This window comes from Cryobacterium sp. TmT2-59, from assembly GCF_004403545.1.
GTDB classification, from domain to species: Bacteria; Actinomycetota; Actinomycetes; order Actinomycetales; family Microbacteriaceae; genus Cryobacterium; species Cryobacterium shii.
In genome coordinates, this window is sequence record NZ_SOGM01000074.1 from 1 (window position 1) to 21805 (window position 21805).

Here is a 21805-nt window from a genome sequence, read left to right on the forward strand (position 1 = left end):
CCCGGCCCCGCCACCGCCAGCGACCCCGACCCCGGCCCCGCCACCGCCACCGCCAGCGACCCCGACCCCGGCCCCGCCACCGACCCCGACCCCGACCCCGACCCCGGCTGCGCAGCAGGGCCCGACACGACCGACCGGTCCGGATCGGCAACCGGGTCACCCGACTCGTCCAGCACCAGGTAGCTGAGCCCGTCGAACGTGCACCGCAGGCTCGAACGACGGATGCTCCGCCGCAGTTCCGCGGCCTCCTCTCCCGTCGACAGCCCAGACATCGCGGCGATGGCGTCGGCCAGCTCCTCGGTCGAGAGCAGGTCCACCTGCTCGCCCGTGACGGCCAGGACCCGAACCCGTTCCGTCAGCGGGGGCAGGCCCAGCTCCGCCGCGGCGAGGCGCGCGGCGTCGATGTAGCCGTGCAGGAGCAGGGTCGCGGCGGTGGCGCCCAGGATCGCGTTGGCCCGGCGCAGCTCCCAGTTCTGCTGCGCCGTGATCGAGAGCAGCATGCAGCCGGTCAGCATGAGCTGCCGGTCCGCCGGGCGCAGTGCCCGCCCGGCACCCACGGCCAGGAACCCCGCGGTGCGCTGGCCGGCCACGATGGAGTACTCGACGACATCCGTTCCCAGCAGCGGGAAGGTCGCGGCGGCGTGCGTGCCCGCCAGGTTCAGCCGCGCCGTCTCCTCGCGCAGCTTCGGCAGCACGCGGCTCTCGGTCGCCGGCCAGAGCGACTCCGGCGTGCCGTCGGCCGGCAGGTACGCGGCCCAGCCGCCCAGCGCCTCCGCGAGCACCTTCACCACGGATGCCGCAGCTCCTGGCCGCGTGGCGGCGCGCGCGAGCGAGGTCTGCAGCCCCAGATTCGCGGCGTAGTCGGCCTGTTCGGTGCGGCCGACGAGGTCCCAGTAGGCCCGGGAAACCTGGAGGAAGGGGGTGCCGTCCGGAACGATCAGCAGCGCCAGGCCCGCCTCCCGGCACGCGTCGGCGAGGTGCGGCGGCACATGGTCGGTGCCCGCACCGAGGCCCAGGCCGAGGGCAGCCACGCCGTGGTCGACGAGCCGCCGCACGTACCCGCGCACGTGCTCGTCGGTTCCGGCCACCGGGATTCCGGTGGTCAGCAGCAGTTCCCCGCCGCCGAGGTACGGCGTCGGGTCGTCCAGCTCGGAGACGTGCACCCCGGTGAGGTCACGGCGGGCCGGCCGTCCGCCGCCGACCGGTTGGAGGTCGCTGCCGAGCCGTTCCTGCAGCTGCACCAGGCTGATCGTCACCATGCGGATCCTTTTCGACTCTGAAACGGCCAATATCTTTGGATATTCTAGCCACCGCGCTGTTTTTTCATAGACGTTTCATACGATGTCAAGCGGATGGCCCTCGCCTACATTTATCCGATGGACACAGCGACCGTTCCCCAGACCCGACTGCTCCGCACCGCGATCCCCGGCCCCCGGTCCAGCGCGCTGCATGCCGAACGGGTGAAGCAGGTCTCCAGCGGGTTCGGGATCGCGCTGCCGGTGTTCATCGACCGGGCCGAGGGCGGCATCCTGCAGGACGTCGACGGCAACCGCATCATCGACTTCGCCTCGGGTATCGCGGTCACCAGCGTCGGAGCTGCCAACCCACTCGTGCAGGCCCGCGTCACCGAGCAGCTGGCACGGTTCAGCCACACCTGTTTCATGGTCACCGAGTACGACTCCTTCACCGCGGTCTGCGCCTGGCTGAACGCCCACACGCCTGGCGACTTCGAGAAGCGCACGGCGCTGTTCTCCACCGGTTCCGAGGCCGTGGAGAACGCCATCAAGATCGCCCGCGCCGCCACCGGCCGCGCCAAGGTGCTCGTCTTCGACGACGCGTACCACGGCCGGTCCCTGCTGACGATGGCCATGACGGCCAAGGAGAAGCCCTACAAGATCACCTTCGGGCCCTTCCCCACCGAGATCGTGCGGGCTCCGATGGCCGCTCCGCTGCGCTGGCCGAGCGGCGCGGCGAACGCCACCGCCGAGGCCCTCGCCGGGGTCGAGGCGGTCCTGGCCGAGCAGGGCCCCGAGACGTTCGCCGCCATGGTGATCGAGCCCATCCAGGGCGAGGGCGGGTTCATCGTTCCGGCCCCCGGCTTCCTGGCCGGGCTGCGCGACATCGCGGCCCGCCACGGGATCGTCTTCGTGCTCGACGAGGTGCAGGCCGGCATGGGCCGCACCGGCACCATGTTCGCCAGCGAACACGAGGGCGTCGCCGCGGACCTCCTCGTCACGGGCAAGGCGCTGGCCGGGGGCCTGCCGCTGACCGCCGTGACCGGCCGGGTCGAACTGATGAACGCCGTGCACACCGGCGGACTGGGCGGCACCTACGCCGGCAACCCGCTGGCCTGCGCGGCCGCGCTCGGCGTCTTCGAGGCATTCGAGAACGGCGACCTGCTCGCCGGTGCGCTGCGCATCGAGAGCACGGCCCGCCGCATCCTGGAACCGCTGGTGGCGGAGGAGTCCCCGATCGTCGACTTCCGCGGTCGCGGCGCCATGCTCGCGATCGAATTCGCGGACCGAGAGACCCTCGAACCGCGGCCCGAGCTCGCCGCCGCGGTCGCCTCGCTCTGCCACCAGCAGGGGGTGCTCGTGCTCGTCTGCGGAACGTACGGAAACGTCATCCGTCTGCTTCCCCCGCTCGTCATCGGGCAGGACCTGCTCGAAGACGGCCTCGCCGTGCTGCGGGCAGCCGTCGAATCCGTCTACGCCGAAGCATCCGTCGGCGCCGCGGCGGTGCACGCGTGAGCGAAACCCTCGCGACGACCGTCACGCCGGCCGCAGACCCGGCCGTCGACCCGGCCGCAGACCCGAGCTACGACCCGCGCACGGGCGCGCAGCACGGCAGCGTGCCGCACACGACCCCGGAGCACGTCGCCGCGATCCTGCGGCGCGCGCAGAGCGCGGCTTCCGTGATCGCCGGCACCAGCCCGGCGACCCGGCAGGGCTGGCTGACTGCGATCGCGGACTCCCTCCGCACCCACGAGGACGAACTCGTGCGGCTCGCGGGCGAGGAGACCGGCCTCGGCGCGGACCGCCTGCACGGCGAACTCGCCAAATGCGCCACCAGCACCGTGTTCTACGGCGCCGTCGCGGCCGAGGGCAGCTATCTGGGCGCCGGCACCGAGGGCATCGGCGGCGACTCCACCCTGTCCCGCTGGAACATCCCCCTCGGCCCGGTCGCGGTGTTCGGGGCGAGCAACTTCCCGTTCGGTTTCGGCGTGATCGGCCACGACGTGGCGTCTGCGCTCGGCGCCGGCTGCCCCGTGATCGTCAAGGCGCACCCGGCCCACCCGCGCCTCAGCGTGCGGCTGGCGGAGCTGGTCTCCGACGCGCTCGAGCGGGCCGGCGCCCCCGTGGGCAGCTACGCCCTCGTCGTCGGCTTCGACGCGGGACTCCAGCTCGTCGACGCCGCCGAGATCACCGCGATCGCCTTCACCGGCAGCCAGGGCGGCGGAATGGCGCTCGTGCAGCGCGCCGCCGGGCGGGGCGTGCCGGTCTTCGCCGAGATGGGCACCGTGAACCCGGTCTTCGTCACGACGGATGCCGCGGCCGACAGCGCGCAGATCGCGGCCGGCTTCGTGGGCTCCTTCACCCTCGGGGCGGGCCAGTTCTGCACCAAGCCCGGGTTGCTCTTCGCCCCCGCGGGCGCCGGGATCTTCGACGCCGTGCGCGCCGAGCTCCGGCAGGCCCCCAGTGCGCCCCTGCTGACCGCCGGGATCGCGCGCGGCTACCGGGCCGGCCTGACCGGACTCGCCGAAGCCGCCGCCGCGGCGGGAAACGCCGGCGCCGACAGCGCCGAGGCCGACAGCGCCGAGGCCGACAGCGCCGAGCCCGACAGCGCCGACGGCTACGCGGTCGACCCCCAGGCCTTCCTGGTGCGGCTGGAGGACCTCCACCCCGGCTCACGCCTGTTGGAGGAATGCTTCGGGCCGGTCGCCCTCGTCTGCGAGTACGAGGATGCCGCGGCCGCGCTCGACGCCCTCACGCGGCTGCAGCCGAGCCTGGTCGCATCCGTCTTCACCGGCGGCCCGGACGACCCGGAGTCGGCGGGGGTCGTCGGCCGGCTGCTCGGGCAGGTCGGCCGGGTCGCGCTGAACGCGTGGCCGACCGGAGTGGCCACCAGCTGGTCCATGCAGCACGGCGGGCCATGGCCGGCCACGTCCCGGTCGGAGGCGACGAGCGTCGGCGCGGGCGCGCTGGACCGCTTCGTGCGACCGGTCGCGGTGCAGAATGCCGACCCCGCGCACCTTCCGGCGGGCCTCCACCCCGACAACCCGTGGCGCATTCCGCGGCGCATCGACGGCAAGCTGACACTGCCGGCAAGCTGACACTGCCCACAAGCTGACGCTGCCGGCCGGCCGACGCGAACCACACCCTGGCACCGCCCATACCCTGAACTGCAGCTCAACCTGACGAAAGCGAAACCATGACCGACCTCTCAACCCGCATCGACTCGGCCGTTTCAGACGAGCCCGACGTGACAGACGCTCCGGCCGGCATCGTCGCCGCGCCCCAGATCGACACCTCCGACCTGATCGACATCGAGTCGCTGCTCACCGCCGACGAGGTGGCCCTGCGCGATTCCGTGCGGGCATTCGTGGACTCCACCATCAGGCCGAACATCGCCGGCTGGTACGAGAACGGGGTCTTCCCCCTCGAGATCGTGCCCCAGATGGCGAAGCTCGGCCTGCTCGGCATGCACCTGAAGGGCTACGGATGCCCGGGCCGGAGCAGCGTCGAATACGGCCTGGCCGCCCTCGAGCTGGAGGCCGGGGACTCGGGCCTGCGCACCTTCGTGAGCGTGCAGGGATCCCTCGCCATGAGCGCCATCCACAAACACGGCTCCGAGGAGCAGAAAAACGAGTGGCTGCCGAAGATGGCGGCCGGCGAGGCGATCGGCTGCTTCGGACTGACCGAGCCGAACTCGGGCTCCGACCCCAGCAGCATGACCACCTTCGCCCGCCGCGACGGTGACGACTGGGTGATCTCAGGCACGAAGCGGTGGATCGGGCTGGCCGCCGTCGCCCAGGTCGCCGTGATCTGGGCGATGACCGACGACGGGGTGCGCGGCTTCGTCGTGCCCACCGACACCGCCGGATTCACGGCCACGGTGATCGGCCCGAAGCTCTCCATGCGGGCCTCCATCCAGTGCGAGATCGACCTGGACAACGTGCGCCTGCCCGCCTCGGCGATGCTGCCGAAGGCCAAGGGACTGAGCGGCCCGTTCTCCTGCCTGAACGAGGCGCGCTACGGCATCATCTGGGGCGTCATGGGCGCGGCACGCGACAGCTACCTCACCGCCCTGGCCTACGCCGGCGAACGGATGCAGTTCGACAAGCCTTTGTCCGGCTACCAGCTGACCCAGCAGAAGCTCGTCGACATGGCGCTGGAGATCAACAAGGGCACGCTGCTCGCCCTGCACCTGGGCCGTCTCAAAGACGCCGGAACGCTGAAACCGCACCAGATCTCGATCGGCAAGCTCAACAACACCCGCGAGGCGATCAAGATCTGCCGCGAGGCCCGCACCGTGCTCGGCGGCAACGGCATCACCCTGGACTACTCGCCGCTGCGGCACGCGAACAACCTGGAGAGCGTGCGCACCTACGAGGGCACCGATGAGGTTCACACCCTGATCATCGGAAACCACATCACCGGAATCCCCGCGTTCCGCTGACACCAGCGCCCGTTCGGGTGCCGAGAGAATGAGATCTGTTTTTCGAAGATACGTTCGCATGCCTCGCGCGTCCGTCCCGGAGTTGACGCTCGTCGGCGCCGGGCGCGGGCGGTCGACGAATCCTGGCCGGGGCGTCGCTGGATCGGATCTTCTGATGCGGGTCGACAGGCTGAGCGGTTCAGCGCGGTCGCTGGGCCGCCGACGCGCCAATCGACCCCTGACGTCGTCGCTGCGCCACCAAAAGCGCCGTCAAAGCCGGTTTTTGTGACTCGAATGAACGGCCATTCTCCGAACCACGCTATGTCTTCTCGGTGTTGCCCATCATTACTGCTGCGCGGGCTGCACTCCGGTTGAGCATGCCGATGTCTCCTGATGGAGGCTGGTGGAGTTGTCCCCAGCGAGTTGCGACACGCGGTGCGAAGCGTCGATTCAAGGCAGAGACAGATTGATGCTAGGTTCAGGGAAGAATTCCAATTCAATGGAGAAAAGGGAATATACATGCGAATGAAACCGTATCTCAAGCGCAGTTTGACTGTGGTCGTTGTCGGCGGGCTCTCCGCTGTGCTGGTCGCCGGCTGTAGCAGCGGCACGCCGGAGGCGTCGGCGCCTGAGCGTGATCTCGGTACGCCGGTCGCGGGCGAAATCGGTGACGGCGTGCTCAAGGGCGTGACGCTGACCTACGCGGCGTCGGGAGGAATCTTCCAGGACGGTCAGACCAAGGCAGCCTGGGAGCCGTTCGCCGAAAAGTCGGGCGCGACTTTTCTCCAGGATGCCTTCGACTCCGGCAAGCTCAAGGCGATGGTCGACTCCGGCAACGTCTCCTGGGACGTTGTGAACACCACCCAGTTCGACACCGCTCGGGGCTGCGGCACGCTCTACGAGGAGTATGACTACTCTCAGATCGACATGTCGAAGATCCCGGAGGGAACCGTCACGGACAAGTGCATGGTTCCGAATATTCTCTACGGACTCGTGGTCGCCTACAACACGGACGCCTTCGGCGACAACCCCCCGACCAGCGCCGCTGACTTCTTCGACACGAAGAAGTTCCCGGGCAAGCGCACGGTGAGCCAGTCGACCTACGTCGACCCGCAGACGGCGGAGTTCGCACTCGTGGCGCAGGGCAAGGATCCCAGCACCATCACCACGGATGACATCGATGGCGCCTTCGACATGTACCGGTCGCTCGGCAGCGACGTGATCGGCTGGACGACTGGAGCGCAGGCCCAGCAGCAGCTCGAATCGGGTGAAGCCGTAATGGGCCTGGTCTGGTCAGGTCGCGGCTACGGTGCTGCGGCGGCCGGCGCCCCGATCGCCCCCATGTGGGACGACTGGATGATCATGGTTGACTCAACCGGTATCCCGAAGGGTATCAAGGACAAGCAGGCCGCGTTCGCCGCAGTCAACTACTACATCGGCGCAGAACAGCAGGCGAAGATGACTGAACTGACGTCGTACGGTCCGGTCAACACCGATGCAAAGCCGAAGGTCGATAAGAAGCTGGGCACCTGGCTGACAACGGAACACATGGCCACGGGTCACGCTCCCAACGTCGACTTCTGGGTCAAGAACTATGATGTGCTGGCGACAGCCTGGGCCGGTTGGGCCACGGGTAGCTGACCCTATGTCCCAGATTTCGGCTCCTTCCCGGCCGAGGGTGACCTCGGCCGGGAAGGTCGGCTCGGAGGCGAACCAGCGGGCACCCAGAAACTGGAAGCCGTTCCTTCTCCTCGTCCCGGCGTTTCTCATCGTCTCCCTCTTCTTCCTCGCACCACTTGTCGACGTCTTCATCCGGAGCATCACCGACCCTCGGCTGGGCCTGCAGAACTATGTCTGGCTCTTCACCACCGAGACGAATATCACGGTGACCGTGCGCACCTTCGGCACCGCGCTTCTGGTTACCGTGGTGTGCGTGCTCCTCGCGTACCCGTATGCGTACCTGATGACGATCGTGGGCGATCGCACCCGGAATCTGCTCCAACTGTTCGTGATGCTTCCACTCTGGACCAGCATTCTCGTCCGCACGCTTGCCTGGATGGTGCTGCTGCAGGACACCGGACCGATTAACGGATTCCTCGAGACCGCGTTCGGCATCGGACCACTGCCGCTGATCAGAAGTACTTTCGGTGTCGCTTTGGCGATGAGTCAGGTGTTGCTTCCCTTCATGGTGCTGCCGCTGTACTCGGCGATGTCCAAAATCGACAAGCGTCTGTTGCCTGCGGCGTCGAATCTCGGTGCGAGGCCGATCACCGCATTCTTCACTGTCTACCTGCCCCTGTCCCGCCCAGGAATCTTCGCCGGTTCGATCACGGTGTTCATCCTCGGGCTGGGCTTCTACATCATTCCGTCGTTGCTCGGGTCGTCGAAGGAGATCATGATATCGGCCCTGATGTACCAGCAGATCAGCGTCTTCCTCATGTGGGGTCAGGGCACCGCGCTGGGGATCTTCCTGCTCGCAGCCACCGTCCTCATTCTCGTTGTGGTCGGCCGGCTGTCGAAGGGTGCAAGCATGTTCCCGGGGGTCGAGAAATGATGCTGCGGAGGGTGCTCGGCGCTATCGCGATTCTGATCATCGCCTGGCTGGTTCTGCCCACGTTGGTCATTATTCCGATGTCGTTCAACTCGGCCAGTTCATTCAACTTCCCGCCCAAGGGATTCTCCCTTCGGTGGTACGAGAACTTTTTCACAGACGCCTCATGGCTCCGGGCCCTCGGCGCCTCACTGCAAGTGGCGATCGTCACCATGATCGTTGCCACCACAGTGGGGGTAATGGCATCGATCGGCCTCTCGAAGGTTCGGTTCCGGGGTAAGGCGTTATTGGAGAACTTCTTCCTCACCCCACTCATCGTTCCTGGCATCGTGATTGCCGTTGGGCTCTACTCGCTCTTTCTCCGATTCAATCTCCTGGGGACACTGCCGGGCTTCGTTCTCGCTCACACCGTGGTCGCATTGCCACTCGTGATCATCAACGTGATGGCTTCACTGCAGGGCGTCGATCCACGACTCGAAGAGGCGTCGGCGAGCCTCGGAGCGGGACGGCTGCAAACCTTCTTCAGCATCACGTTGCCGCTGATCATGCCGGGAGTCACGGCCGGGGCCCTGTTCGCCTTTGTCACCTCCTTCGATGAGATCATTCTGTCTCTGTTCATCCAGAGTCCTCAGCTGCAGACGCTGCCGGTGAAGATCTACTACAGCGTCACCCAAACCAATGACCCCACCGTGGCTGCGGTAGCCGTGATAGCCATGTTCACATCCGTGATCATCATGCTTTCCGCGCAATTCGCCAGTCGTAAGAGAAAGTCGGTTTCCGCATGACCTCGAATGAAATTGCCGGGACCGCACCCTCACCCGACCAGATCCTCCGTGAGCTCAATCTCGACACTCAAGCGATCAGCACCATCAACCACGCCGGCATCAGCCTGCGCAACGTGACGAAGCGCTACGGCGAGAAGGCCGTTGTCGATGACATCGACCTCATCGTCGAACCGGGAGAGTTCATGACTTTCCTGGGGCCGTCCGGATCGGGCAAGACGACCACGCTGAACATGATCGCCGGTTTCGCGAGCGTGACTGAGGGGCTCCTGCACATCTACGGCAAGCCCGTGGCGAAGGTGCCCGCCCACAAGCGAGACATTGGGATGGTTTTCCAGAACTACGCGCTCTTCCCGCACATGACCGTTGCGGAGAACATCGCGTACCCCCTCAAGCGACGCAAGATCCCCAAGGACCGTCAGCGAACCATGGTCAAGGACGTGCTGGACATGGTCCGGATGGGGGACTACGGCAATCGTTCTCCCGCAGAGCTTTCGGGCGGGCAACAGCAACGGGTCGCACTTGCGCGTGCTCTGGTCTACAGTCCCCGAGTGCTTCTCATGGACGAACCCCTCGGCGCACTCGACAAGAAGTTGCGTGAATGGCTCCAGGCAGAGATCAAGAGAATTCACCGCGAAGTGGGCTCGACGTTCGTGTACGTGACACACGATCAAGAGGAAGCGCTGTCAATGTCTGACCGGATCGCGGTCTTCAATAACGGAAAGATCGAACAGGTCGGCAGCTCGGTCGAATTGTACGAACGCCCGAACACCCTCTTCGTCGGTCGATTCCTCGGAGAATCGACGGTCCTCATCGGGAAGCGGGCGGGATCCGTTGATGGAGGCACAACCGTCGACGTCGCCGGATATCAGATATCCGTGCCTGGCGACAGAGTCGGTGACGACCTGGCTGTGCTGATCCGTCCTGAGAACATCGTGCTGTATCAGGAGGGGTACCGTCCGGACTCAGCCTCATTCCAATCGGTTGATGTTCGGGTCCTGGGAGTGACCTATCTGGGATCGGGATGGCGATACGAAGTCCTTCTGCCGGACGGCAGCAGCGGTACCGTTCGGGTATCGCACTCGAGCGAGTCCTTCGCTGAGGGGAGCAAAGCCACGATGGTGTGGCACGTCGAATCCGGGGTACTCCTGCAGGACTCGGGAGAACTCGGGGAATCGACTACCTGACGGCCGCGATCAGGCATCCGGTGTGGGTGGCTGCCGCTTGTCCTTTACAGGGCGAGGGATGCAGCCACCCGCCGAGCTTCCCGGAAGCCGCTTTCGATGGCACCGTCGATGAAGCCGCCCCAGAGATCCGCAGTGTCGCAGCCGGCAAAGTGAACGATGCCGCTCGGAGTCTGGAGATCGCGAAGGTGACGGGTCAACTGATTGGGGCGGTGCACCATCCAGGTGTTCTGCGAAAGCGGGTCCTTCATCCAATCATGTGAGGCGACCTCGAGCACTTCGAGATCGTCGCGCCAGACTGCGAGTGCTGCCTGAACCTGGGCGATGCTGGTGACGTCGATCATGGTGTGGTCAGGGCCGAACGCGATGAGGACGGATTCGTCTTCGGAGATGAACTCGCTCTTCAATACCGATATCGGGTGTCGCTGGGAGGCGTATGCGAAGAATGGTGTGACGGCGCCCCGAACTCGAATCCACAGTTTGATGCCCTGGGACCCCACACGTTCACGGTTCGACGCCGACCAGGCTTCGGGGAGTTCGGGGGACATCCGGATGCTGTGCACGGCGTTTATGGGGAGTGTCATGATGATCCGCCGCGCGCGGACCTGGGTGCCGTCTTCACAGGTCACAATCCCAAAGTCGGCTTGGTGATCGATCGAGCGAACGGTCGTTCCCAACCGGATCTCACCGCGGACATCCTCGGCAATCGCCTGGGTAAAAGCAGACATGCCGCCGACCACGCTGTACGTCGCCGAGGCCTCGTGCATCAGCGGCCAGTGTCCACCGCTGGCGCTTACCCAACGGAGCGCGGCGGAGAGCCCGACCTCGTTGAGAGGGGCGTTCATATGCCCCACCCAGACTGACTCATTCGCCGACCGAGCCTCGTCGTCGAGGGCGATCGAGTCGAAGCGATCCTGCAGTGACAGGGAATCAAGAGAGGCGATCTCACCACTGGTGGGGTCGACCGCACGGGGGATCGCGGAGAGCGAATCTGACACCAGCCGGGCCTGACCATCGGCGATCAGGGCCATGAAATTTTCCAGCGTCCCACTGCGGCGGGCATCGCCCGCGCCCAACCAATACGCCTCCTCGGGACGAATGCTGCGGGTGACGTGTCGACCATAGCGAGTCACTTCCGACCAGGTATGGGGTTGGACCCAGTGCACCCATGTGCCGCCGAGTTCCAGGTCGTGTCCAAGCCTGTGGTCTGTCCAGGTGCGGCCACCGACCCGGTCGCGTGCCTCCAGCACCAGCACGGTGAGGCCGGCGTTCCCAAGTTCTCGCGCGGCAATCAGGCCGGAGAAGCCGGCCCCGACCACAACGACGTCGACAGTCTCCACGTGGTGAATTCCCTTTCGATCTCGGGGCGTAATCAGGAAAGCAGCCGCAGGGCAGCGGCCGCACGTACGCCCGATTCCACTGCGCCGTTGAGCGATTGCGCTATCCCGGTATGTTCGCCCGCGATGGCCACGCGTCCGGAAGGCAACTTGAAGGCGCCGATGTCATCGGCTGTCCAGTCGAGAGACGCGGCAGAATATGAGCCCTGAGCCCATTCATCGCTCGTCCAGTCGGTGAGGAGGGGGTCACCGTCGAGAACCAGTTCTGGACGCATTTCCTGGAGAGCGGCGAGCCAGGTTCGGGGACCTGCCACGGTCTCGAGCGCCTGGAGCGTCGCTTCGCCTCCAGCGAAGCAGGAAAGAGCGGGAACGCGATTCTCCCCGTCGGCCGACATCGATCGCCATGACCACCACGCCTGGTCACCGTGCTGCAGTGCTGAATCGCCATCGACCCTTGTCAGCGGAACCCCGAGCTTGGCTGCGGTCCCCATGAAGCGGTGATCGAGTGCAATCCGCTGTGCCGGGTTCAGATCGAATCCCAACGCGAGCGAACGGAGGAGCGGGAAAGGAACGGTGATGACTGCTGCGTCAGCGTCGATCGAACCGCCATCAGCCAGGGTCACCTGGACACCCGTCCTGCTCTGGTCGACCCCGATAACGGGAGACTCCAGCCGCACAGCGGGAGCAAGCCGGCGAGCGAGTTCAAGTGCCAGGGACTGATTGCCGTTGAGAAATCGTCCCCCATCCTCGACGTACCCGTTGGCTGACGAAGACTCATGGAGAATCGCAGCTTCGGCACTGATCCTGGCGGGATCTGCCGCAAGGGAAGTCCTGATCCGACAATAAAGGGGGTTAGCGCGAAAGTTTCCTCCCAGCGTCGCACTGTAGACGTCATCAACAGAAACGCGGTCGAGCCCGTCGCCGAGCATGGTCGTCAGCGTTGACGACAGCCTCGCGGACGTCTCATTGAGTTCCGCGAAGGAGACGTGGGAGGTGCCGACTGTCCGGCGCCCGTAACGCACATTGTGGGTGAGGACCGGGACACCCACTTCGGCTGAGAGCCTCCGAATTTCGAACTCGGTCGGGAAGACGTATTCACCCCCACGCTCCGTCAATTGCCCGTTGCTCAGCTTCTGGGACCAGGTGCGCCCGCCGACCCGATTGCGAGCCTCGAGAATGGTTGTCTCGTGGCCGAGCTTGTGAAGTTCCCAGGCGGCGGTAAGGCCGGCCAGACCGGCGCCGATGATTATTACTTTCATGATGAGGTCCCCAATGACCGCGACGGTGCCGAGTGCGCTCGAGATCTTCTCCGCCGATGGGCCTGAGGTATTTCGAACCTTTCCCAAAATACTATCGAATGGGGCGCGGACCGCGGATTTTGGTGTGGGAATCGCCGCGTGCGTCTGCTGGCGGGGCTGTCCGTCCGGAAAGATGATGGCCACAGCAGCACAGGCAGGCCTTTCGGTGACTCTCGGCGTCATCCGTGCCCGCTAGCCTGAAGTAGTCACCGCACCAAGCATCGCACCAGCCACCGCACCACTGGAGGACACCAATGCTGTTGACCGCCGACCTGTACGACGAACGCGGAGAAGAACTGCAGTCCGTCTCGCTCCAGTTCCAGGACCTCGGCGGCCGCGCCCGGTTCACCGGACCGATTCGCACCGTGACCTGCTTCCAGGACAATGCCCTGGTCAAATCGGTGCTGTCCACGCCCGGGGACGGCGCCGTGCTCGTGGTCGACGGCGGCGGCTCGCTCGAGACCGCGCTGATGGGCGACATGATCGCCGACCTCGCGGTGCAGAACGGCTGGGCCGGCGTCGTGATCAACGGCGCGATCCGCGACCGGGTCGCCATCGGCACCATGCAACTCGGGGTCAAGGCCCTCGGCAGCAACCCCCGCAAGAGCTCGAAGGCCGGCGTGGGCGTCACGGATGCCGTGGTCGAGTTCGGCGGCGTGACTTTCACCCCCGGGCGCACGGTCTTCTGCGACGAAGACGGGATCCTCGTCGAGCGGTAGCACGCTTCGAGCGCTAGGGCTTCGAGCGCTGGGGCATCGAGCGCTGGGGCATCGAGTGGTCGCACGTGTTGGACCGGACGCGCGGCGCCACCCGAGGAAACTCACTCAGGTGGAGCCGCTGGTGCGGGGTCCAACATCATTGTTGTACTCGGGGAACAGCGCTGGTCACCCGGCTTCTCACGTTACGCGGATCGAGGGGGCTTTGTCATCACCGAATCGGCGTGAATCAGCCCGAATCGGCCGCGCAAGCTAACGATTGATACCGAGCTAACGATTGACACCGAGCCACCCGTAGCGGCGCTGCGGCCGCCCGGCCTGGCCGTAGCGCAGGGTGACGCCGGCCTGCCCGGTGTGCACGAAATGCTCGAGGTATTTGCGGGCGACGACCCGGGACAGGCCCAGCGTCTCCGCACACTCGGATGCCGCGACATCCGTCTCGCTGTCGACCAGCGTGTACTCGACCAGGCTCGCGGTCTCCTTGCTGAGTCCCTTCGGCAGCGGCGGGATCACGGCCACCGACCCCGTGGCGCCGAGGGCCTGGTCGAGGTCGCTCTGGCTGATCTGGCCGGGCCGGGTGAGCAGGCGGCGACGCTCGGCGTAGCCGTGCAGCCGCGACTGCAGCTCGGTGATCTTGAACGGCTTCAGCAGGTAGCTCACGATCCCGCCCTGCAGGGCGGCGCCGATGGTCTCGGCCTCGCGCGCTGCGCTCAGCACGAGGAAGTCGACGTCGTGGTCGGCCTCGCGGGCGCGGCGGATGACGTCCAGCCCGGTCATATCGGGCAGGTAGATGTCCAGCAGCACGAGGCAGGGCCGCAGTTCGGTGATCAGCTGCAACGCTTCGGCGCCGGAGTGGGCCACGCCCACCACCCGGAAGCCGGGCTGCTGCAGCACGACGCGCTCGTGCGCCCGGGCCACCATGAAGTCGTCGTCGACGACCAGCACGTCACACATGGTTCGCCTCCCGCGCGGCCGCGGGTCGGCCCGGCTCCACCGACAGTACCGGAAGCGCCGACGAAACCGGCAGCACGGCCGTGAACACGGTGCCGTCCTCGTGCCGGTACGTCACCTCGCCGCCGCGCCGGGTGACCACCAGCCGAACGATCGCCAGACCGAAGCCGTGCTCGGCCCCGCTGGACTCGGCCCCGGTTCCGGCCCCGGCCCCGATCTCAGCAACGGAACGGGCCGGCGCCGGCCGCTTCGACGTCACGCCCGCCTCGAACACGCGCTCGAGCAGCCCCGACTCGACGCCGGGTCCCGTGTCGCGCACCGTGACCCGAACGGCGGCCGCCAGCATCCGGATGTCCACCTCCACCTTGCGCGTCCCGGCTCCGGTGACCGCGTCGAGCGCGTTGTCCACCAGGTTGCCGATCACCGTCACCAGGTCGGTCGAGAGCCGCGGGTCCACCCGCGGCAGCGCGGACGCGGCCGACAGGGTCAGCTCGGCGCCGCGCTCCCGGGCCAGCGAGGTCTTCGCGATCACCAGGGCGGCGACGGCGGGCTCCGCCAGGCGGGTGAGCACGTCCCGGTCCAGGTCCGACCGGTCGCGGGTGACCGCGTCGATATAGTCGACGGCCGCGTCGGTGTCCCCGAGCTGCATCAGCATCGAGATCGTGTGCAGCCGGTTCGCGAACTCGTGGGTCTGCGCGCGCAGGGTGTCGGTGGCCTGCTGGCTGCTGCCCAGGTCGCGCTGCAGGGTGACCAGTTCGGTGCGGTCGCGCAGGGTTGTCACCACCTCGGGTTTCGCCCGCGGCGGGTGGATCGTGGTCTGATTGAGCACGAGCAGCATGCCCCCGTTGACGAGGGGCGTGTCCCGGTCGTTCTCGCCGTGCGTGCGCAGGGCGCGGGCGGCCGCGTCGTCGAGCCCGACCTCGTGGATCGACCGGCCCGGGGCGTCGTCGGGTAGTCCCAGCAGCATCCGGGCGCTGTCGTTGGCGAGGGTGATGATGCCGTCCGCGTCCACGGCCACGACGCCTTCACGGATGCCGTGCAGCATGGCCTCCCGGTGCTCCACCAGGCGGGCGATCTGTTCCGGTTCCAGGCCGAGGGTCTGCCGTTTGACCCGGGCCGCCATCCACCACGACCCGGCCGCGCCGAGCACCCCGGCCACGCTGAGGTAGGTGAGCAGGTTCGGGGCGGCGGCGGCGAGCAGCCCCGCCAGGGTCGGCAGCTGGCGCCCGGCCACGAGGTGGCCCACCAGCTCGCCGGCGTCGTCGAGCACGGGAACCCGGGCGACGACGTGGTCGATGGTGCCGAGCGGGGCCAGGCCGGCCCACGCGCCGTCCGACCCGGTCGGGGCAGTGCCCAGCACGAGCACGGTACGCAGCAGCCTCGGGTCGGCGGGCGACGCGAGAACGCGGCCGGCGGCATCCGTCACGATCAGTTCGTCGACGCCGGTCGTGGTGCGCAGGGTCTCCACGGGGGCGGTGAGCCGGGCGGGCGGCGAGGCGGCCGGAGCGTCCGCGTCGGGGGAGGCGTCGGCAGGGGCGACGGAAGAGGCGTCGGCAGACACGTCAGGGGCCGCATCGGCGAGGATGCTGCGCAGCAGCGGGTTCGCGGCCGAGTATTCGGCCACGGCCAGCATGCGCCGCTGCTGACCCGATTCGAAGGTCTGGCGGGTCTGCTCGAGCGAGATGGCGGTGACGGCCACGAGCACGATCGCCAGCAGGCTGAGCTGGAACAGCAGCAGCCGGCGGGTGAGGGTCAGCCGGGACCGGGTCGACTGCGGCGTGCGCGGTGATGGTGACTGCACGTGCCCTCCACTCGGTCGTCGTCGGCCCTAGAGAATCGTCGCGCACAATGGGGGAGAAGGGAAACCCGCACACAAGCTACACAACGTTCGCTAACACCATAAGTTGTGGCGGCCCGGGGGTGCCTGCGCACCATGGGACCCGTCGGCAATGAGGCCGGCCAACGAACCAGAGGAACGCAATGAGAAAACCAGCAATGTCGCGGCGTCTCATCGGCAGCACCATGATGGCTTCAACCCTGGTGCTCGCGCTCAGCGCCTGCGGCGTCACGGGCGGGGCTTCCACAGCCGCGACCGACAGCGGGCCGCTCCAGAACCTGCAGGTCATGGTGCCCAACGCGCCGGGCTCGGGCTACGACGTGACCGGCCGCGCCGCGGTGCGGGTCATGGACGAGGTCGGCATCAGCACCGGCACCGAGGTCACCAACCTGGCCGGAGCCGGCGGCACGATCGGCCTCGCCCGCACGCTCACCGAGAAGGGAAACGCGAACTTCCTGCTCGTGATGGGCCTCGGCGTCGTCGGCGCCGCGTACACGAATGAGGGCGATGCAAAGGTCGCGGATGCCGAGCCGATCGCCCGCCTGATCGAAGAAGCCGGGGCCATCTTCGTGCCCGCGAACTCCCCGTACACGACACTCGACGACCTGGTCACCGCGTGGAAGGCCAACCCGGCGAACTTCGCGGTCGGCGGCGGCTCCTCGCCCGGCGGCCCGGACCACCTGCTGCCGATGCAGCTCGCGGATGCCGTCGGCATCGAGGCCAGCACGGTGAACTACGTCGCCTACGACGGCGGCGGCGAGATGCTGCCGGCCATCCTGGGCGGCAAGCTCCAGTTCGCGGCCTCCGGCTACGGCGAATACCTCGAGCAGGTCAAGTCGGGAGAGCTGCGCGTGCTGGCCGTCACCAGCGCGAAGCGCGTCCCGGTGATCGACGCGCCCACGCTCACGGAAGAGGGCGTCGACCTGGTCTTCACCAACTGGCGCGGGCTGCTCGCGGCCCCCGGCCTGACCAAAGCCGAGAAGGCCCGCCTGATCGGCGCCGTCACCGCGATGCACGACAGCGACGAGTGGGCCCAGGTCCTCGAGGACAACGGCTGGACGGATGCGTTCCTCACCGGCACGAAATTCTCCACCTTCCTGACCGAGCAGGACGAACGGGTCGCGAGCACGCTCACGAGCCTGGGATTGGTGTGACCGGCGTCACCACCCCGAGCACCCTGATGCGCGGTCGCTCCGAGCTGGGCGTCGCCGCCCTGCTCGGGGCGCTCGCCGCGGTCGTAGCGGTCGATGCGGCGAACATCCGTCACACCGCCGTCAGCACCGGGGTGATGGGCCCGCAGGTGGTGCCCTTCCTGATCGCGGCGGGCCTGGCCCTCTGCGCGATCGCGCTCACGGTCAACGTGCTGCGCGGCGGCCACGGGCACCCCGAGGAGGGCGAGGACATCGACCTCACCACCGGTGCGCACTGGCCGACGCTGCTCGGGCTGGGCGCGCTCATCCTGGCTGCCGCGTTCACGATGGAACCCCTCGGGTTCGTCATCACCAGCGCCATCCTCTTCTACGGTTCGACGCTTCTGCTCGGCTCCCGGCACTACGTCTGGGGGCTGCTGATCGGCATCGCGCTCGCCGTGGCCACGTTCTACGGCTTCGTACTGGGCCTCGGCATTCCCCTGCCGGCCGGCCTGCTGACGGGAATTCTCTGATGGAAAATCTCTCCCTGTTGATGGAGGGCTTCGCGAACGCGCTGACCCTGCAGAACCTGCTCTTCGCCCTGATCGGCGTGCTGCTCGGCACCGCCGTCGGCGTGCTTCCGGGCATCGGGCCGGCCATGACGGTGGCGCTGCTGTTACCCCTGACCTACGCGCTGGACGTGACCGGGTCGCTGATCATGTTCGCCGGCATCTACTACGGCGGCATGTACGGCGGGTCGACCACCTCGATCCTGCTCAACACGCCGGGGGAGTCCTCCTCGGTGGTCACGGCCCTCGAAGGCAACAAGATGGCCAAGGCCGGCCGGGGCGCCCAGGCGCTCGCGACGGCCGCGATCGGCTCGTTCGTGGCCGGCACCATCGCCACCGCTGCCCTCGTGTTCGTGGCCCCGTTCATCGTGTCGATCGCGATCAGTCTCGGCGCCCCGTCGTACTTCGCGATGATGGTGTTCGCGTTCATCGCGGTGAGCACCGTGCTCGGCACCTCGCGCATCCGTGGCCTGTCGTCGCTGATGATCGGGCTCGCCATCGGCCTGGTCGGCATGGACGCCACCACCGGGCAGCCCCGGTTGACCTTCGGGCAGCCGCTCCTGGCCGGCGGGATCGACGTGGTCGTGATCGCGGTCGCGCTCTTCGCGATCGGCGAGGCGCTCTGGATCGCCGCCCACCTGCGGCACGGCAAGCCGGTCACCATCCCGGTGGGCGTGCCGTGGATGGGCAAGGAGGACTGGAGGCGCAGCTGGAAGCCCTGGCTGCGCGGCACCGCGATCGGGTTCCCATTCGGGGCCATTCCGGCCGGCGGGGCCGAGATTCCCACCTTCCTCTCGTACGTCGTCGAGAAGAAGCTGTCGAAGCATCCGGAGGAGTTCGGCAAGGGCGCGATCGAGGGCGTGGCCGGTCCGGAGGCCGCGAACAACGCGTCGGCGGCCGGCACGCTCGTGCCGCTGCTGACCCTGGGCCTGCCGACGACGGCGACGGCTGCGGTGATGATCGCCGCGTTCAACCAGTACGGGATCCACCCCGGGCCGCTCCTGTTCAAGACCGAACCGGTGCTGGTCTGGACCCTGATCGCGAGCCTGTTCGTCGGCAACACCCTGCTTCTGCTGCTGAACCTGCCGCTCGCGCCGTTCTGGGCGAAGCTGCTGCGCATCCCGCGGCCCTACCTCTATGCCGGGATCCTGTTCTTCGCGACCCTCGGAGCGTATGCCGCGGGGCTGCAGGCGCTCAACATCGTGATCCTGCTGCTGATCGGGTCGCTCGGCTACGTCGCCCGGCGGTACGGCTTCCCGGTGCTGCCGATCATCGTCGGCGCCATCCTTGGACCGCAGATGGAACGTCAGCTGCGGCGGGCGCTGCAGATCAGCAACGGCGACCCGGGGGCTCTCGTCAGCGAGCCCGTGGCCGTGGTCATGTACACGGTGATCGTGCTGTTCCTGGTGCTTCCGCCGCTGGTGCGGTGGGCGCGGCGTCGCGCCGGGATCGTCCCGAGCGGTGCTGCCGGGCCGGGTGCCGGTGGGTTGGGTGTCGGTGCCGCGTCCACGGATGCTGCGTCCACGGATGCCTCGTCCACGGATGCTGCGTCGACGGATGCTGCGTCGACGGATGCCTCGTACACGGATGCTGCGTCGACGGATGCCTCGTCCACGGATGCTGCGCCCGAGGACGCCGACCAGTCGGACACCTTCGTGCGCTGACGCAGCCGTAGCCGGCAACATCCGCCGAGTTCGTCACTTCCGGTCGAGTTCGCCAAGTGTGCCTGGCGACCTCGACCGGAACAGGCGAACTCGGCGACGGATGCTGCGACATCCGTCTCTCGGATGCCACCGTCAGGCACCCGCGGGGCGCCCTGGCCCTCGCCCTCGCGGTCTCGCGGAACAGTCGCGCGGTGCTCAACATCCGCCGAGTTCGTCACTTCCGGTCGAGTTCGCCAAGTGTGCCTGGCGACCTCGACCGGAACAGGCGAACTCGGCGACGGATGCTCGACCGGAACAGGCGAACTCGGCGACGGATGCTCGACCGGAACAGGCGAACTCGGCGTACGGATGCCCGGTCCGGCGACGCGGGACCGGCGGACGGAGACCCGGCCGGCGCCCGGGCTCAGCGCAGGGCGGACCGCCCGGCGTGCACGACCTGGCTGCGCTCGGTCAGTTCGACGACGCGTGCCGTGCCGTTCTCGAGGGTGACCTCGACCTCGAAGGCGTGGTCGAGGGCGGTGCTCTGCCGGAAGTCGGTCACGGTTCCGCTGCCGACCTCGGCCAGGGCGGCCTGCTCGGAGCTCGTGCGGTCGACGCTGGCGAGTTCGGCCCGGGTAAGCGCCCGGGGAGCGAGAGCGGATGCGCCCTCGCCCGTCCAGCCGGGAGTGCTCATCCAGACGACGGCGAATGTGGCGTCGAGTTCGACGGTGACCTCCACCCCGTTGGGGAGCCGGGTCTCCACTTCGTATGGCGTGGCGGCGGCCGGGCGGCGCTGGGCATCCGTCACGGTGCCGGGCCCGATCACGGTGAGGGCGGCGCGGCTCGCGCGTTCGAGTTCGTTGTCGGTCAGGCGCGTGTCATCGCTGCCGACGGCCGTCGCGATTCCGGCCGCACCGGCGCCCACGGCGACCATGACGGCCACGGCGACCGCGATCCAGGTCTTGTTTCCGACACGGGGCACCCAGGAAAAAGTCACACCCCCCAGTCTGGGGGATACCGCACGGTCCCGATGACACGACGGCCGGAGCGATGGCGCCGCCCCCAGCTGCGGAGTCGGGGCGGGGCGGCTACGGCTTGCGCACATGGCCCGGAATGGCCCCGAGAATCGCCACGGATGCCCACCGTCGCCGCCGCATCGGCGAGTCTCGGAGCAAAGGGCGAGCCTCGGCAGGAGACTGCCGTGAGACGGCCCCCCCCCTCGGGGGCTGCTGTGCGCCGGGGCCCAGTCGCTAGATTCGAGTCAGCACTGGGGGGGAGAGCGATGATGATGGAGAGTGCCTCCCTGCGCCCGCCGTTCGCGGCACCCTCCCTTCACGATCAGCTTCTGGGCCGGCGGGAAAGCACATCACCGCGCACATCACCGCGCACATCACCGCGTTCGCCGCTCGGTCGAATCTTCGGCCGGTCGTCGCGTGGCGCCGACGGTGCGTCATGGTACTTCGGAGCCGAGGGAGCAAACGTGGTGCGCTCACTGCTGGCGACGCTGCCGCCGGAATGGACCGTGTTCCACTCCGTGGTCAGCGCGGCAAAATCCAACGCCGACCACCTCGTGATCGGCCCCGGCGGCATCTTCACGATCAGCACGAAGCACCACGGCGGCACGCAAGTCCGGGTCGGCAAGCACGATATGTCCGTCGACGGCGAGAAGGTGCACTACCTGCGGGCTGCCGAGTTCGCGGCCGAGCGGGTCACGGAACTGGTGCAGGCACGGATGCCGTTGCTCGCCCCCGTTCAGCCCGTGATCGCCTTCGTCAACCCCGAGCAGCTCGTGATCATGGAGAAACCCGAGCAGGTCAAGGTCATCGACGCGGGCGACCTGCGCCGCTGGCTGGTCAACCTGCACCCCGTGCTGACGGCCGGTGAGGTGCAGGAGGTGGCCGACCTGCTCGACAGTCCCGGCAGCTGGCGCGCTCTGCCCGAGAACGAGAACGAGAACGAGAACGAGAACGAGAACGAGCCCGAACACGCCGCGGCCCCGGGACGGATGCGCGTGGCCGGCATCCGTCGCCTGCACTGGATCCTGCGCGCCGCGCTGGCCGTCCTCGGGGCAGGCATCGCCGTGCTGCCTCTGCTGGGGGGAACCGGCGGCTGAAACTCCTCACCTTCCGCTGATGAAGGCGGGGGTGAA

General features: G+C 67.7%; 18 protein-coding genes. 12 read left to right on the plus strand and 6 right to left on the minus strand.

Features of this window, described 5'->3' with window-relative positions; genetic code table 11:
• On the minus strand, nt 1–1259 hold a 1259-nt coding region (locus tag E3T24_RS17535; protein ID WP_134434646.1), incomplete at its 3' end, for a PucR family transcriptional regulator ligand-binding domain-containing protein.
• Nucleotides 1260–1376: 117 nt separating this feature from the next.
• Here E3T24_RS17535 and E3T24_RS11900 point away from each other — a divergent pair.
• The 7 genes from E3T24_RS11900 (at nt 1377) to E3T24_RS11930 (ending at nt 10178) form a co-directional block, all read left to right on the plus strand.
• Nucleotides 1377–2750, plus strand: coding sequence for an aminotransferase class III-fold pyridoxal phosphate-dependent enzyme (locus E3T24_RS11900; RefSeq protein WP_134402921.1), 1374 nt, complete (start codon nt 1377–1379; stop codon nt 2748–2750).
• Nucleotides 2747–4333 (plus strand): aldehyde dehydrogenase family protein, encoded by a 1587-nt coding sequence (locus E3T24_RS11905; protein ID WP_134434647.1) that lies wholly within the window; start codon nt 2747–2749, stop codon nt 4331–4333. The genes E3T24_RS11900 and E3T24_RS11905 overlap by 4 nt, the downstream gene beginning before the upstream one ends.
• A 98-nt stretch (nt 4334–4431) precedes the next feature.
• Nucleotides 4432–5679: an acyl-CoA dehydrogenase family protein gene (locus E3T24_RS11910; protein ID WP_134367235.1), complete on the plus strand. Its 1248-nt coding sequence runs from the start codon at nt 4432–4434 to the stop codon at nt 5677–5679.
• Between the two features lie 504 nt (nt 5680–6183).
• The gene (locus E3T24_RS11915) at nt 6184–7299 is read left to right on the plus strand and encodes an extracellular solute-binding protein (protein WP_166787209.1); all 1116 of its coding nucleotides are present in this window, start codon (nt 6184–6186) and stop codon (nt 7297–7299) included.
• A 4-nt stretch (nt 7300–7303) separates the two neighbouring features.
• Nucleotides 7304–8212, plus strand: coding sequence for an ABC transporter permease (locus E3T24_RS11920; protein WP_134367238.1), 909 nt, complete (start codon nt 7304–7306; stop codon nt 8210–8212).
• A gap of 11 nt (nt 8213–8223) precedes the next feature.
• The gene (locus E3T24_RS11925; RefSeq protein WP_241975964.1) at nt 8224–8994 is read left to right on the plus strand and encodes an ABC transporter permease; all 771 of its coding nucleotides are present in this window, start codon (nt 8224–8226) and stop codon (nt 8992–8994) included.
• A gap of 113 nt (nt 8995–9107) precedes the next feature.
• A complete protein-coding gene (locus E3T24_RS11930) occupies nt 9108–10178 on the plus strand; it encodes an ABC transporter ATP-binding protein (protein ID WP_241978693.1) in 1071 nt (356 codons plus the stop codon).
• A gap of 44 nt (nt 10179–10222) precedes the next feature.
• Here E3T24_RS11930 and E3T24_RS11935 read toward each other — a convergent pair whose 3' ends face one another.
• Nucleotides 10223–11515 (minus strand): NAD(P)/FAD-dependent oxidoreductase, encoded by a 1293-nt coding sequence (locus tag E3T24_RS11935; RefSeq protein ID WP_134367244.1) that lies wholly within the window; start codon nt 11513–11515, stop codon nt 10223–10225.
• Nucleotides 11516–11547: 32 nt separating this feature from the next.
• On the minus strand, nt 11548–12954 hold the full coding sequence (locus E3T24_RS11940; RefSeq protein ID WP_241978694.1) for an NAD(P)/FAD-dependent oxidoreductase: 1407 nt from the start codon (nt 12952–12954) through the stop codon (nt 11548–11550).
• A gap of 110 nt (nt 12955–13064) precedes the next feature.
• Between E3T24_RS11940 and rraA the strand changes: the two genes are divergently transcribed.
• The gene (rraA, locus tag E3T24_RS11945) at nt 13065–13529 is read left to right on the plus strand and encodes a ribonuclease E activity regulator RraA (RefSeq protein WP_134367246.1); all 465 of its coding nucleotides are present in this window, start codon (nt 13065–13067) and stop codon (nt 13527–13529) included.
• A 267-nt stretch (nt 13530–13796) separates the two neighbouring features.
• On the opposite strand, the gene E3T24_RS11950 is transcribed toward rraA, so the two are convergent.
• Entirely contained in the window at nt 13797–14480 is a 684-nt protein-coding gene (locus tag E3T24_RS11950; RefSeq protein WP_134367248.1) for a response regulator, read from the minus strand.
• Nucleotides 14473–16278: an ATP-binding protein gene (locus E3T24_RS11955; RefSeq protein ID WP_134367250.1), complete on the minus strand. Its 1806-nt coding sequence runs from the start codon at nt 16276–16278 to the stop codon at nt 14473–14475. Before E3T24_RS11955 ends, E3T24_RS11950 begins: the two co-directional genes overlap by 8 nt.
• A 194-nt stretch (nt 16279–16472) precedes the next feature.
• Here E3T24_RS11955 and E3T24_RS11960 point away from each other — a divergent pair, with 194 nt between their 5' ends.
• From E3T24_RS11960 to E3T24_RS11970, 3 genes are read left to right on the plus strand one after another with little or no spacing between them, the layout of a single operon-like run.
• Nucleotides 16473–17468, plus strand: coding sequence for a tripartite tricarboxylate transporter substrate-binding protein (locus E3T24_RS11960; protein ID WP_241978695.1), 996 nt, complete (start codon nt 16473–16475; stop codon nt 17466–17468).
• On the plus strand, nt 17465–17977 hold the full coding sequence (locus tag E3T24_RS11965) for a tripartite tricarboxylate transporter TctB family protein (RefSeq protein ID WP_241975970.1): 513 nt from the start codon (nt 17465–17467) through the stop codon (nt 17975–17977). The genes E3T24_RS11960 and E3T24_RS11965 overlap by 4 nt, the downstream gene beginning before the upstream one ends.
• A complete protein-coding gene (locus E3T24_RS11970; RefSeq protein WP_134434650.1) occupies nt 17977–19677 on the plus strand; it encodes a tripartite tricarboxylate transporter permease in 1701 nt (566 codons plus the stop codon). The genes E3T24_RS11965 and E3T24_RS11970 overlap by 1 nt, the downstream gene beginning before the upstream one ends.
• A gap of 403 nt (nt 19678–20080) precedes the next feature.
• On the opposite strand, the gene E3T24_RS17395 is transcribed toward E3T24_RS11970, so the two are convergent.
• Complete coding sequence (locus tag E3T24_RS17395; RefSeq protein ID WP_134402924.1) at nt 20081–20653, minus strand: PepSY domain-containing protein; 573 nt, start codon at nt 20651–20653, stop codon at nt 20081–20083.
• Between the two features lie 291 nt (nt 20654–20944).
• On the opposite strand from E3T24_RS17395, the gene E3T24_RS17400 reads away from it, so the two are divergent.
• Entirely contained in the window at nt 20945–21769 is an 825-nt protein-coding gene (locus E3T24_RS17400) for a nuclease-related domain-containing protein (protein WP_277871432.1), read from the plus strand.
• Nucleotides 21770–21805 lie beyond the last annotated feature (36 nt).

Coding starts and splice junctions, on each gene's coding strand:
- E3T24_RS11920 (WP_134367238.1), top strand. CDS start 7,304: ATGTCCCAGATTTCGGCTCCTTCCCGGCCGAGGGTGACCTCGGCCGGG.
- rraA (WP_134367246.1), top strand. CDS start 13,065: ATGCTGTTGACCGCCGACCTGTACGACGAACGCGGAGAAGAACTGCAG.
- E3T24_RS11970 (WP_134434650.1), top strand. CDS start 17,977: ATGGAAAATCTCTCCCTGTTGATGGAGGGCTTCGCGAACGCGCTGACC.
- E3T24_RS11960 (WP_241978695.1), top strand. CDS start 16,473: ATGTCGCGGCGTCTCATCGGCAGCACCATGATGGCTTCAACCCTGGTG.
- E3T24_RS11950 (WP_134367248.1), bottom strand. CDS start 14,480: ATGTGTGACGTGCTGGTCGTCGACGACGACTTCATGGTGGCCCGGGCG.
- E3T24_RS11910 (WP_134367235.1), top strand. CDS start 4,432: ATGACCGACCTCTCAACCCGCATCGACTCGGCCGTTTCAGACGAGCCC.
- E3T24_RS11915 (WP_166787209.1), top strand. CDS start 6,184: ATGAAACCGTATCTCAAGCGCAGTTTGACTGTGGTCGTTGTCGGCGGG.
- E3T24_RS11900 (WP_134402921.1), top strand. CDS start 1,377: ATGGACACAGCGACCGTTCCCCAGACCCGACTGCTCCGCACCGCGATC.
- E3T24_RS17400 (WP_277871432.1), top strand. CDS start 20,945: ATGGAGAGTGCCTCCCTGCGCCCGCCGTTCGCGGCACCCTCCCTTCAC.